Source organism: Pseudomonas sp. c313, assembly GCF_055407145.1.
On record NZ_JBUZRD010000003.1, the window covers coordinates 108,155 to 121,478 of the forward strand.

The 13,324-nt window shown below is 62.1% G+C and carries 8 protein-coding genes and 1 pseudogene; 6 read left to right on the forward strand and 3 right to left on the reverse strand.

Annotated elements, in window-relative coordinates; all coding sequences use genetic code 11:
• Positions 1-294: 294 nt before the first annotated feature.
• Together ACZRKZ_RS09990 and ACZRKZ_RS09995 are read left to right on the forward strand one after the other, a co-directional pair.
• A pseudogene (locus ACZRKZ_RS09990) lies at positions 295-498 on the forward strand (HAMP domain-containing protein); the annotation flags it as partial.
• Between the two features lie 153 nt (positions 499-651).
• Complete coding sequence (locus tag ACZRKZ_RS09995) at positions 652-1,356, forward strand: methyl-accepting chemotaxis protein (RefSeq protein WP_463981821.1); 705 nt, start codon at positions 652-654, stop codon at positions 1,354-1,356.
• Positions 1,357-1,465: 109 nt separating this feature from the next.
• Here ACZRKZ_RS09995 and ACZRKZ_RS10000 read toward each other — a convergent pair whose 3' ends face one another.
• Positions 1,466-2,242, reverse strand: a complete 777-nt coding sequence (locus tag ACZRKZ_RS10000; protein WP_463981520.1) for a TatD family hydrolase — start codon at positions 2,240-2,242, stop codon at positions 1,466-1,468.
• 2 nt (positions 2,243-2,244) lie between these two features.
• Positions 2,245-3,240 carry a catabolite repressor/activator gene (gene cra, locus ACZRKZ_RS10005; protein ID WP_463981521.1) on the reverse strand — a complete coding sequence of 332 codons (996 nt, stop codon included), beginning with the start codon at positions 3,238-3,240 and terminating at the stop codon, positions 2,245-2,247.
• Between the two features lie 294 nt (positions 3,241-3,534).
• Between cra and ptsP the strand changes: the two genes are divergently transcribed.
• The 4 genes from ptsP (at position 3,535) to ACZRKZ_RS10025 (ending at position 10,686) form a co-directional block, all read left to right on the forward strand.
• Positions 3,535-6,393, forward strand: a complete 2,859-nt coding sequence (ptsP, locus tag ACZRKZ_RS10010) for a phosphoenolpyruvate--protein phosphotransferase (protein ID WP_463981522.1) — start codon at positions 3,535-3,537, stop codon at positions 6,391-6,393.
• Complete coding sequence (gene pfkB / locus ACZRKZ_RS10015; protein WP_463981523.1) at positions 6,394-7,335, forward strand: 1-phosphofructokinase; 942 nt, start codon at positions 6,394-6,396, stop codon at positions 7,333-7,335.
• 11 nt (positions 7,336-7,346) lie between these two features.
• Positions 7,347-9,065 carry a PTS fructose-like transporter subunit IIB gene (locus ACZRKZ_RS10020; protein ID WP_463981524.1) on the forward strand — a complete coding sequence of 573 codons (1,719 nt, stop codon included), beginning with the start codon at positions 7,347-7,349 and terminating at the stop codon, positions 9,063-9,065.
• A 79-nt stretch (positions 9,066-9,144) separates the two neighbouring features.
• On the forward strand, positions 9,145-10,686 hold the full coding sequence (locus tag ACZRKZ_RS10025; protein ID WP_463981525.1) for an alkaline phosphatase D family protein: 1,542 nt from the start codon (positions 9,145-9,147) through the stop codon (positions 10,684-10,686).
• A gap of 44 nt (positions 10,687-10,730) precedes the next feature.
• Here the strand turns inward: ACZRKZ_RS10025 and ACZRKZ_RS10030 are convergent, their stop codons facing one another.
• Positions 10,731-13,256, reverse strand: coding sequence for a PepSY domain-containing protein (locus tag ACZRKZ_RS10030; RefSeq protein WP_463981526.1), 2,526 nt, complete (start codon positions 13,254-13,256; stop codon positions 10,731-10,733).
• Positions 13,257-13,324: the final 68 nt, after the last annotated feature.

Here is a 13,324-nt window from a genome sequence, read left to right on the forward strand (position 1 = left end):
CAGTTGGAAAAGCTCCAGGCCGAATACGGTTTGAAGCTGCAAGACGCCCTCGGTTCGAGCAAGGCTGCCCACGGTGCGCTGGATGCCTTGGCTAATGCCAGCCAGGCCAGCCTCAAGCAAGGCAGCGAGCTGTTCGAAGAGCAGGTAGTGATGGCCGAAACCCTCGACGCGCCATGGCAGGGCTTTTATGACGAGGTCAGCAGCCTGATGGCCAAGACTTACCAGTTCGATGAAGCAACCCTGACCTTCCTCGACCAGCAGTTGCAGGCGCGTCTTTCGCAGAACCGCACGCACATGGTGGTGCTGGTGTCAGCCCTGGCGGCGGTGTTTTTGCTGATCGTCTATTTGTATGGAGGTTTCTACGCTTCCACCCGCACTACATTGCGCCGCCTTGGGGCGATGATGGACAAGGTCGCGGCTGGCGACATGACGGTCACGTTTGTCGCCCAAAGCCGCGATGAGTTGGGGGATCTGGGCCAAGTGTTCAATGGCACGGTAGCGAAAATCCATGACCTGATCGAACGGGTAGGGCAGACCGTCAGCGAAGTTGAGCGCCAGGCCGGGCAAGTGGAATCGGTATCGGCCCGCAGCAACCAGGCCGTTTCCGGCCAACGCAGCCAGATCGAACAGGTGGCGACGGCCATGAACCAGATGTCCGCCACCGCCCAGGAAGTGGCCCGCAGCGCAGCGGCTGCGGTCAGCAGCGCCCACAGCGTCAACGATGAGACTCTCAGCGGGCGTGGCCTGGTGCAATCCCAGCAGGGCAGCATTGCGCTATTGGCGTCCGAGATCGACCAGTCAGTGCTGGTGATCAATCAACTGGCCATCGACAGCCAATCCATCAGCCGCGTGCTGGAAGTGATCAAAAGCATTGCCGAACAAACCAACCTGCTGGCACTGAACGCGGCCATCGAAGCGGCGCGGGCAGGTGAACAAGGCCGCGGTTTCGCGGTGGTGGCCGATGAAGTGCGCACCCTGGCAAAGCGCACCCAGCACTCTACCGAAGAAATCGAACAGATGATTGCCAAGCTGCACAGCGGCGTCGGCGCGGCGGTGAAGGCTATGGGCAGCAGTCATCAGATGGCCAATGGCACGGTCGGGCAGTCGGAAAAGGTCCAGCAGGCCCTGGAAAATATCCTGGGTGCCGTGGGCATGATTGTCGATCAAAACCAACAGATCGCCGCCGCCGTGGAGCAGCAGACCGCCGTGGCCCATGATATCGACCAGAACATCGTCGAAATTAACCGTGCCGGTGAGCATGCGGCGCAGGGGGCGTATCAGACCGAAGAGGCCAGCCGGCACTTGTCATTGCAGGTGATCGAGTTGAAGCAGTTGATCGGTGCGTTTCGGGTGTGAGATGAGGCTGTAGGAGCTGTCCGTTGTAAGTGTGGCGTATGTCTTGCGCCACGCCCGTCACCGGCATCGCATGACCCTGAAGTTTCAGGCGGTCAATCCCGTCAGGGTGTTACCAATTGAAGAGTTCGCAGGCATTGCGGGTGCTGGCTTGCGCCAGTGTTGACGGGCTGATGGCCATTCGCTCGGCCAGGGCGGCGCAGATATCGGGCAGATGTTCGGGGCTGTTGCGCTGGTCGGGATACATGACGGGAGCCATGTCCGGTGAGTCGGTTTCCAGTACGACCGAATCCAGCGGCAGTTGGACGATCACCTTGTGCATGCGCAACGCCTGGGGCCAGGTCGCCGCGCCACCCAGGCCCAGCTTGAAACCGAGCTTGATGTACTCGCGGGCTTCTTCCAGGCTACCCGCGAAGGCGTGGATGATGCCGCCCCGTGGCAAGCGAATACGTTTGAGGGTGGCAATCACCATGGCATGGCTGCGCCTTACATGCAGCAGCGCCGGGAGTTGGAAGTCTGCCGCCAGTTGCAATTGGGCTTCAAACAGCAATTGCTGGCGTTCACGGTCCAGTTGTTCAAGGAAGTAATCCAGACCGATTTCGCCGACGGCACACAGCTGGCGGTGGCCCTTCAAACGAGTCAACCAGTCGCCCATCTCGGTCAGGTCAGCGGGGCGATGCTCGTCCAGGTAAACCGGGTGCAGCCCGAAGGCTGCGTACAACTGCGAATCCTGTTGCACCAGATCCCACACCCGCTGCCAATTCTGCTGATAGACCCCCAACACCACCATTCGCCGCACGCCCAATTGGCGGCAGCGGTTCAGGACCTCAACGCGGTCGGCGTCGAAGTCCGCAAAGTCAAGGTGGGTATGGCTGTCGATCAACTCCACGCTCAGGCCTCGTGAATGCGCTGCTTGAAGGTCCGGCCAATGGCGTGGACGCCCGGCTGATACTGCTCCTCCTCAATGGCCGCCAGTGCCAGGCGCAAGGCGGTGTCGGCAATCAGTTGGTGTTGTTGAGCCATGGCGTTTACCGGCAACGGCAGGAAGTCCAGCAACTGGGTGTCGCCAAAGGTGCCCAGGCGCAGCGGGCGGGATTTGAGCGGAAAGTCATGCAGTGCGTCGAATACCCCTTGCAGCAGGACGTAGGACGTTGTCACCAGCGCGTCAGGCAAATGCCCCAGGCGCTGCAGCAATTCTTCCATCAATTGTCGGCCACAGTCCCGACTGAAGGCTTCGCCGTGTTCGATGAGCACTTCACCGTCGAATCCTTTCAGCGCTTGCTTGAAGCCGGCAGCTCGCTCCTGGCTGATGCTCAGCTCCGGCCGGGCGCCAATCAGCACGATTTGCCGAGGCACGGGTTGCAGCAGGCTGCTGGTCAATTGCTGGCAAGCCTGGCGGTCGTCGCTGACCACCGAGCAAAACTGCGTAGACTCCATTACCCGGTCGATGGCAATGACCGGCAGGCCCTTGGCTTGCAGTTCGCGGTAACTGTCGTCGCTGGCCGGCAGGCAACTGGCGACGAACAACGCATCACAGCGCCGGGCGCGAAATAGTTTCAGCAACTGGCGCTCGCTGTTGGCGTCGTCGTCGGAGCTGGCGATCAGCAGTTGGTAGCCGCGAGCCCGCGCGCCTTGTTCCAGCAGCTTGGCGATCCGCGCGTAACTGGGGTTTTCCAGGTCCGGCAGGATAAAGCCCAGGGTACGGGTGTGCCGGCTGCGCAGTCCGGCGGCCTGAGGGTTAGGTGTAAAGCCGTGCTCTTCAACCACGGCGCGCACCCGTTCGACGGTGGCGCTGCTGATCCGTTGCTGTGCGGCCTTGCCGTTGATGACGTAGCTGGCGGTGGTAACTGACACACCGGCCAGGCGAGCAATATCACTGAGTTTCAAACCGGGATTTCCTTGTTTTTTAGAGCTTGCCCCGACACTTTGTCCAATCGTAACCGATTCGGCGTAGGCGACCATTGTTGCAGCTCATGCGCCGAGTGGCGCTTCAAGGATGCAGAATTAACGCGTAACCTGCCATAAATTATAGATTAAACGTTTCAGCAGGCGTATTTTTACGATGTTCGCCGCTGGGTTGTCTCTGCCAACTGACCACTCAGTCAATTTTTTCGAACGCTTTTTCGCTGATTTATTCAAAACAATACCTAGTGCGCCTGATGCACTAACTAGGAGAAAGGCATGCTTGAGCTCACCGTAGAGCAGATATCCATGAGCCAGAGGGCTGTGGATAAGTCTGCTGCCTTGCAACTGCTCGCCGAAAAACTGGTGGCTGACGGCCTGGTTGCCGAGGGTTATCTGAGCGGTTTGCAAGCCCGCGAAGCCCAGGGCTCGACCTTTCTCGGCCAAGGTATTGCGATCCCCCACGGTACTCCCGAAACCCGCGACCTGGTGTTCGCCACTGGCGTGCGTCTGCTGCAATTTCCCGATGGCGTGGATTGGGGTGATGGCCAGATCGTCTACCTGGCGATTGGCATTGCCGCCAAGTCCGATGAACATCTGCGCCTGCTGCAACTGCTGACCCGCGCCCTCGGTGAAACCGATCTGGGCCAGGCACTGTGCCGCGCCAGTTCCGCTGAGGCCTTGCTGAAGCTGCTGCAAGGCGCGCCGCAAGAACTGGCCTTGGACGCGCAAATGATCGGCCTCGGCGTGTCTGCCGACGATTTTGAAGAGCTGGTCTGGAGAGGCGCCCGTCTGTTGCGCCAGGCTGATTGCGTGAGCAACGGCTTTGCCGCCGTGCTGCAGCAGGTCGATGCACTGCCCCTGGGCGATGGCCTGTGGTGGCTGCACAGCGAGCAGACGGTCAAGCGTCCGGGCCTGGCCTTTGTCACCCCGGACAAACCCATGCGTTACCTCGGCCAACCGTTGAGCGGGCTGTTTTGCCTGGCTAGCCTCGGCGAAGCTCATCAAGCCTTGCTCGAACGCCTGTGCGCCTTACTAATCGAGGGTCGTGGCCAGGAACTGGGTCGCGCCACCAGCAGCCGTGCAGTGCTGGAAGTGCTCGGCGGAGAGCTGCCGGCCGATTGGCCGAGTGCGCGCATCGCCCTGGCTAATGCCCACGGTCTGCATGCGCGGCCGGCAAAGATTCTTGCGCAACTGGCCAAAAGTTTTGACGGCGAAATCCGCGTACGTATTGTCGACGGGCAAGGCGGCGCCGTGTCGGTAAAAAGCCTGAGCAAACTGCTCAGCCTCGGCGCCCGTCGTGGGCAAATGCTGGAATTTGTCGCCGAACCCGGTATCGCGTCCGACGCCTTGCCCGCTTTGCTGGCTGCGGTGGAAGAAGGTCTTGGCGAAGAAGTCGAACCGTTGCCCGCCGTGAGCGCCCTGCGTGAAGTCGTAGAGGTCGAACCGCTGATCAGCGCGCCCTTGTCCGGCAGCCTGATCCAGGCCATCGCCGCCGCGCCTGGTATCGCCATCGGCCCGGCGCACATCCAAGTGCTGCAGCCCTTCGACTACCCGTTGCGCGGCGAGTCTGCCGCCATCGAGCGGGTACGCCTGCAAGCGGCGCTGACGGACGTGCGCCGTGATATTCAGGGCCTGATCGAGCGCAGCAAGTCCAAGGCTATTCGCGAGATTTTCATCACCCACCAGGAAATGCTCGACGACCCGGAACTGACCGACGAAGTCGACACGCGCCTCAAGCAAGGCGAAAGCGCCGAAGCCGCGTGGATGAGCGTGATCGAAGCGGCGGCCAAACAGCAGGAATCGTTGCAGGACGCCTTGCTCGCTGAACGCGCCGCCGACCTGCGAGATATCGGTCGCCGGGTCCTGGCGCAACTGTGCGGCGTTGAAACTCCACAGGAGCCGGACGAACCCTACATCCTGGTGATGGACGAAGTCGGCCCCTCGGACGTGGCCCGCCTCGATCCTGCACGAGTTGCCGGAATTCTCACCGCTCGCGGCGGCGCCACCGCCCACAGCGCTATCGTCGCCCGCGCCCTGGGGATTCCGGCGTTGGTGGGCGCAGGCGCGGCGGTGTTGCTGCTGAGCTCGGGTACGCCCTTGTTGCTCGACGGCCAGCGCGGCCGTTTGCATGTCGACGCCGATGCCGCCACTTTGCAGCGCGCCACCCAAGAGCGCGACACTCGCGAGCACCGCCTGCAAGCTGCAGCCGCCCAGCGCCACGAGCCGGCCCTGACCAAAGATGGCCATGGCGTCGAAGTGTTCGCCAACATCGGTGAAAGTGCCGGTGTCGCAGCAGCGGTGGAGCAGGGCGCCGAAGGCATTGGTCTTTTGCGCACCGAACTGATTTTCATGGCCCATCAGCAAGCGCCGGACGAAGCCACCCAAGAGGCTGAATACCGTCGCGTACTCGATGGCCTGGCGGGTCGGCCACTGGTGGTGCGCACCCTCGATGTCGGCGGCGACAAACCGCTGCCGTACTGGCCGATCGCCAAGGAAGAAAACCCGTTCCTCGGTGTACGTGGCATTCGCCTGACCCTGCAACGCCCGCAGATCATGGAAGCGCAATTGCGCGCGTTGCTGCGTTCGGCAGATAACCGGCCGCTGCGCATCATGTTCCCCATGGTCGGCAGCGTTGATGAGTGGCACCAGGCTCGGGATATGACCGAGCGCCTGCGCCTGGAAATCCCGGTGGCCGACTTGCAACTGGGCATCATGATCGAAGTGCCATCGGCTGCCTTGCTGGCGCCAGTGCTGGCCAAGGAAGTGGACTTTTTCAGCGTCGGCACCAACGACCTGACCCAATACACCCTGGCCATCGACCGTGGTCATCCGACCCTTTCGGCCCAGGCCGATGGCCTGCATCCGGCGGTGTTGCAACTGATCGACATCACCGTGCGTGCAGCCCATGCCCACGGCAAATGGGTAGGTGTGTGCGGTGAACTGGCCGCCGACCCGTTGGCGGTGCCGGTGTTGATCGGCCTGGGTGTCGATGAGCTGAGCGTCTCGGCCCGCAGCATCCCCGAGGTCAAGGCGCGGGTACGAGAATTCAGCATGAGCGAGGCCCGAGTCCTCGCGCAAAAGGCGCTGGCGGTGGGTTCTCCCGCGCAAGTGCGAGCCCTCGTGGAGGCCGTGTAAATGGCAAGAATTTTAAGCCTGACGCTGAACCCGGCGTTGGACCTGACGGTGCAATTGGCGCGCCTGGAACCGGGCGAGGTCAATCGCAGCGAAGCCATGATTACCCATGCGGCGGGCAAGGGCGTCAACGTCGCCCAGGTGCTGGCGGACCTGGGGCATCAGGTGACGGTGGGCGGCTTTCTCGGGGAGGACAATCCCCAGGCCTTCGAGGCGCTGATCGCCCGACGTGGTTTTGTCGACGCGTTTATCCGTGTGCCGGGGGAGACCCGCAGCAATATCAAGATTGCCGAACAGGACGGGCGCGTCACCGACGTCAATGGGCCGGGGCCTCTAGTCAGCGAGCAGGCGCAACAGACGTTGCTCGATCAACTGCAGCGAATTGCCCCCGGTCATGATGCCGTGGTGGTGGCCGGTAGCCTGCCCCGTGGCATCAGCCCGCAGTGGTTGCAGGGTCTGTTGGTGCAGCTGAAAACGCTCGGTTTGAAAGTCGCCCTCGACACCAGTGGCGACGCTTTGCGTGCCGGGCTCAACGCCGGGCCGTGGTTGATCAAGCCCAATACCAAAGAGCTGGCCGATGCCCTGGATTGCCCGACAGACTCTGTCGCTCAACAGGTGCAAGTGGCCACCCGGCTGCACGCGCAAGGTGTCGAGCATGTGGTGATTTCCCACGGTGCTGACGGCGTTAACTGGTTCAGCCCCGGCACGGCGCTGCACGCCATGCCGCCCAAGGTCAGCGTCGCCAGCACGGTCGGTGCCGGGGATTCGCTGCTGGCCGGGATGCTCCACGGCTTGCTCAGTTTCGATACACCCGAGCAAACCCTGCGCCGGGCCACTGCCATTGCGGCGATGGCGGTGACGCAGATCGGTTTCGGTATCAGCGATGACGCGCAACTGGCGCGCCTGCAAAGCGGCGTCCATGTACGCACGCTGACAGAAGAATAAGAGGGTTTGTCATGAAGTTAGCCATTGTTACCGCCTGCCCGAATGGCATGGTCACCAGTGTGCTGTGCGCCCGTTTGTTGGACGCCGCCGCGCAGCGCCAGGGCTGGAGCACCAGCGTCGAGGTGGTGGATAAGCAGCACCTGGAGCGCCAGTTGTCGCAGTCGACCATTGACGCCGCCGAATGGGTATTGCTGGTCAGCAGCACGGCCGTGGACATGCAGCGCTTCGTCGGCAAGCGGGTGTTCCAGAGCACTCCGGCCCAGGCGTTGCAGGATGTCGAAGCGGTGTTGCGCCGGGGCGCTGAAGAGGCCGAAGTGTACGTCGCGACCGACGTGCCAGTGGCGGCCAACAAGGTGCCACGCATCGTCGCCATCACCGCGTGCCCGACCGGCGTGGCTCATACTTTTATGGCCGCCGAGGCTTTGCAACAGGCAGCCAAGCGCCTGGGTTATGACCTGCACGTTGAAACCCAGGGTTCGGTGGGCGCCCGTACGCCGCTGAACCCTGCGGCCATTGCCGATGCCGACGTGGTGCTGCTGGCGGCGGATATCGAAGTAGCCACCGAGCGTTTCGCTGGCAAGAAAATCTACCGCTGCGGCACCGGCATCGCCTTGAAGCAGGCCGAAGCGACCCTCAACAAGGCGCTGGCCGAAGGCAAGCAGGAAAGCGCGGCCAGCGGCGCAACGGCCAAGTCCGAGAAAACCGGGGTCTACAAGCATCTGCTGACCGGCGTGTCGTTCATGTTGCCGATGGTGGTGGCAGGTGGTTTGTTGATCGCCTTGTCGTTCGTCTTCGGCATCCATGCCTTCGAGGAAAAGGGCACCCTGGCGGCGGCGCTGAAAACCGTCGGCGACCAGGCATTCATGCTGATGGTGCCGCTGTTGGCGGGCTACATCGCCTACTCGATTGCCGACCGTCCTGGCCTTGCCCCCGGCATGATCGGCGGCCTGCTGGCCAGTACCTTGGGCGCGGGCTTTATCGGCGGGATACTCGCTGGTTTCCTGGCCGGTTATTGCGTGAAGCTGATCAGCAATGCAGTGCGTTTGCCGCAAAGCCTTGAAGCCCTCAAGCCGATCTTGATCATTCCCTTGCTGGCGAGCCTGTTTACCGGCCTTGCGATGATTTACCTGGTGGGGCCGCCAGTGGCGCAAATGCTCACGGGCCTGACTGATTTCCTCAGCAACATGGGCACCGCCAATGCCGTGATGTTGGGCATCCTGCTAGGCGCCATGATGTGCGTTGACCTCGGCGGGCCGATCAACAAGGCGGCCTACGCCTTTTCGGTCGGACTGCTGGCCGCGCAAAGCGGCGCACCAATGGCTGCGACCATGGCCGCCGGCATGGTGCCGCCGATTGGCATGGGCATCGCCACCCTCCTGGCGCGGCGCAAGTTTGCCCAGACCGAGCGCGAGGCGGGCAAGGCCGCGTTGATCCTGGGAATGTGCTTTATCTCCGAAGGTGCGATTCCGTTTGCCGCCAAGGACCCGCTGCGGGTGATCCCGGCGAGCATCGCCGGTGGTGCGCTGACAGGTGCCTTGTCGATGTACTTCGGTTGCAAGCTGATGGCGCCCCATGGCGGTTTTTTTGTGATGTTGATCCCCAATGCGATCAATCATGCGTTGCTGTATTTACTGGCGATTATTGCCGGGAGCTTGGTGACGGGGCTGGTGTATGCGCTGATCAAACGGCCTGAGACGGTGGAACTGACAGTCGCAGCAGCTAAAGCCTAAGACGGTTCACATTTGAACTGTCACATCCCTTTCATGGCACCGTGCTTAAGTTTCCCTTTTGATCTTCGAGGGAACCTGCATGAGCCACTTCAATCTCGGTCGCCGTCGTGTGATGCAGGCTGTCGGTGCCGGTCTGTTGCTGCCCGGCCTGGCACCTGCGGTAATTGCGTCGGTCAAGGACCGTCCGCAGTTGACCGACGGCGTGCAGTCCGGCGACTTGCTGGGCGACCGGGCGATGATCTGGAGCCGCAGCGACCGCCCGGCGCGGATGGTGGTGGAGTGGGACACGCGCAGCCTGTTCAGTAACCCGCGCCGCTTCGTCTCGCCCCTGGCCGACAGCCGCACTGACTTCACCGCCCGCGTCGAGCTGAGCGGTTTACCTGCCGACCAGGCGATTTTCTACCGCGTGTACTTCGAAGATGCCCAGACCGGTGTCGCCAGCGAACCCTGGTTTGGCCACCTGCGCAGCGTGCCGCAACAGCGTCGCGATATTCGCTTCGTCTGGAGCGGTGACACCGTCGGCCAGGGCTTTGGCATCAACCCGGATATTGGCGGCATGCGCATCTACGAAGCCATGCGTCTGCGTTTGCCAGACTTCTTTATCCACAGCGGCGACACCATCTACGCCGACGGCCCGGTACCGGCGCAATTACCCACCGAAGGCGGGCGCATCTGGCGCAACCTCACCACCGAAGCAAAAAGCAAAGTCGCTGAAACCCTGGATGAGTATCGCGGCAACTACCGCTACAACTTGATGGACGAAAATATCCGCCGCTTCAACGCCGAGGTGCCGCAGATCTGGCAGTGGGACGATCACGAAGTGGTCAACAACTGGTCGCCAGGCAAGCTACTGGACGAACGCTATAAAACCAAAGACATCAACACTCTCGTCGGCCGTGCGCGCCAGGCCTGGCTGGAATATGCACCGATGCGCCTGCAAGGCGCCGACCAGGGCGGGCGCATCTATCGCAAGCTCAGCTACGGGCCGCTGCTGGATGTATTTGTGCTCGACATGCGCAGCTACCGCGAGGCCAACGATGACAACCTGGGGGGCGAGAAACCCTTCCTTGGGCGTGAGCAACTGGACTGGCTCAAACGTGAACTCAAGGCCTCGAAAGCCCAATGGAAAGTCATCGCCGCTGACATGCCCATCGGCCTCGGCGTGCCTGATGGCGAAGTCAGCCCCGGCGTACCGCGCTGGGAAGCCATTGCCAACGGTGATCCGGGGCCGGCCCAGGGCCGTGAATTGGAAATTGCCGAACTGCTGGCGTTTCTGCGCGCGCAACAGGTGCGCAACCATGTGTGGCTGACGGCGGATGTGCATTACTGCGCGGCGCACCATTACCACCCGGACCGGGCGGCGTTTCAGGATTTCGAACCGTTCTGGGAGTTTGTCGCCGGCCCCCTGAATGCCGGCAGTTTTGGTCCCAACCCGCTGGATAAAACCTTTGGCCCCGAAGTGGTGTTCGAAAAGGCGCCGCCGGCGCAAAACACCTCACCGTTCGCCGGGTTTCAGTTCTTCGGTGAAGTGCAGATTGATGGGCAGACGGCGGAGCTGACGGTCATCTTGCGGGACCTGGATGGGGTGTCGGTATTTGAGCAGAAGTTGCAGCCGGTTTAGCGGATTGCTCCCACGTTCCCACGTTCCCACGTGGGAGCAAGCAGCTAGTAGACATCTCGGCGATAGCGGCCCTGTTCAATGAGCCGCTCTACTGCCTCACTGCCCAACACGTCCACCAACACCTGATCCACCCCGGCCGCCATCCCCTGCAAACTCCCACACACATAAATTGCCGCGCCGTCCGCCAGCCACTGGCGCAATACATTTGCCGATTCCCGCAGGCGATCCTGAACGTAGATCTTCTCTTCCTGGTCCCGGCTAAACGCCAGGTCCAGCAAGGCCAGGTCTCCGCTGGCCAGCCAGCCTTGCAGCTCTTTCTGGCAGAGGTAGTCGTGGGCGATGTTGCGTTCGCCGAACAGCAGCCAGTTGCGTTGTTGGCCGTCGGCGATCCGAGCCTTGAGCAGGCTGCGTAGCCCGGCCAGGCCGGTGCCGTTGCCCAACAGAATTAGCGGCACAGGTTCGCTCGGCAGGTGGAACCCACTGTTGCGCCGTAGACGCAGGCAGATGGCCGCCCCCAGCGGCGCGTGCTCCGTGAGCCAGCCGGAACCCAGGCTCAGGCGGCCATTGGGATGGTATTCCTGACGCACGATCAGCTCCAGCACGCCGTCGCTGGCAATCGAGGCAATGGAATACTCACGCATGCCCAGTGGCACCAGCGCATCCACCAGCGCCTGGGCATGCATGCCCACCAGATGGGCACGATTGTCCGGTAATTGACGGCTGGCCAGGGCGTGGTCGAGAGGTTGCGCCAGACCGTCCACCAACACGCTGTTGCTACCGGCAAGCCCCAAGCCCTCAAGGAAATGTTCGATGGCCCATGGGCCGTTGCGCGGCAGCACCTCTACCAGATCGCCTGCCCGCCAGTCCCTTGGCTGCGGTGGGGTCAGTTCCAGCAAATAGACACCCGCGCCGCTGCTGTCAGGATTGAGCAGTGTGCGATCGCTCAAACTCCAGTTTTCATAGCTGGCGGTGGGCCAGGCTGCTGTCGGTGCATGGCCGGTCAGTTCGCCCAATTGGTGTTGCCAGCGCAGCAAGGCTTCCTGGTCGCCGCCGTCGACTTCAATCGGCGCGAACATCGGGGTGCCGCCCTGGTTGGTCAGCCAGAAGTGCAGGCGTCGGGCAAAGCCACAGAAGTGTTCATATTGGCGGTCCCCAAGGGCCAGGACCGAGTATTTCAAGCCGTTGAGGGGCAGGTCTCGGCCCAGCACGCTACGTTCAAAGCCACGGGCGCTGTCGGGCGCTTCGCCGTCGCCGAAGGTGCTGACGACAAACAGCGCATGTTCTGACTGGCGCAAGTCGTCTTCGCTGACGCTGCCAAGGGCCTGGACCTTCACCGGCAATCCGGCGGCTTGCAGTTGGCTGGCGGTTTGCCAGGCCAGTTGCTCGGCAAAGCCACTCTGGCTGGCGAAACCGATCAGCCAGGTCGGCGCGTCACTGCGGTTTTCTCCCAGGCCTTGGCGGGCATCGCGCACTTGGCGTTTTTTGCGGCGACGGTCCAGGTACAACAGCCAGCCGGTGATAAAGAACAGCGGCATGCACAATGCGGTAATGGTCAGGATGATCCGCCCCACCAGGCCAAAGTAACTGCCGACGTGCAGCGCATAAATGCTGGTCAGCAATTGGGCCTTGAAGCTTTTGCTGGCGTAGCGTTCGTGGCGCTGGACCTCGCCGGTGGCCGGGTTCAGGGTGATTTGGTTCAGCGCGCGGTCATGGGGCGATGTGTTTAACAGGTAGTAGACAGTGGCCGGTTGGCCAGCAACGGCTGGCATGCGGATGTTGTAGGCGCTCAAGGCGGGGCCAGCGTTGCTGTAGATGCTGCTCCACATGGCCTCGTAGTTGGCCGTTGGTGCGGGACCTGCCGGCGCTGGGCCACGATTGCGCACCCGCTCGTTTTGCGGGGCGTCGGACAGCAGTTTGTTCAGGCCCTGGCTGTACCACTCGTAAGACCAGGACAAGCCGGTCAGCGCCGCCAATAAATAGAACAGCAAGCACCAGGTGCCGAACACCGAGTGCAGGTCCCAGTTAAAACTGCGGCCCTTTTTTTGCCAGTCCAGGGTCAACCAGGCGCGCCAACTGGCCACCTGACGCGGCCAGCGCAAGTACAGGCCTGAAAGGCAGAAGAAAATCAGGATCAGGGTGCAGGCGCCGGTGATTTGCCGACCGGTGTCGCCGATGGCCAGGAAACGGTGCAGTTGCAGTACAAAGCCGAAGAAGTCTTGGCCGACGGCGTCACCCATGTAGTCGCCGGTGTACGGGTCGAAGTAGCGCATTTGGCCACGGCGTTCGCCCGGCGGAGGGGTGAAGAACACGCGGGCGGCATTGCCGCTTTCGCTTTCCACCCAGAGCATGGACACGGTCTTGTTTTCAGTGGCTTCCAGCGTGCGCACCAGTTCAGCCGGTGGTAGCACCCCGGCTGGACGCTTTTCCACGGTCAGCACGGTCGGGTTGAGCGCCCGCAGGATTTCATCCTGAAACGACACCGTAGCGCCGGTGATCCCCATCAACGCCAACACCAGCCCGGCGGTAATGCCGAAGAACCAATGCAACTGGAACAGGGTTTTCTTCAACACGTGGGACTGCCTCGTTCATCTGAATAGGTTCATCACGGCGCGTATTATGCCGTGGGTTGTCGAGAAGC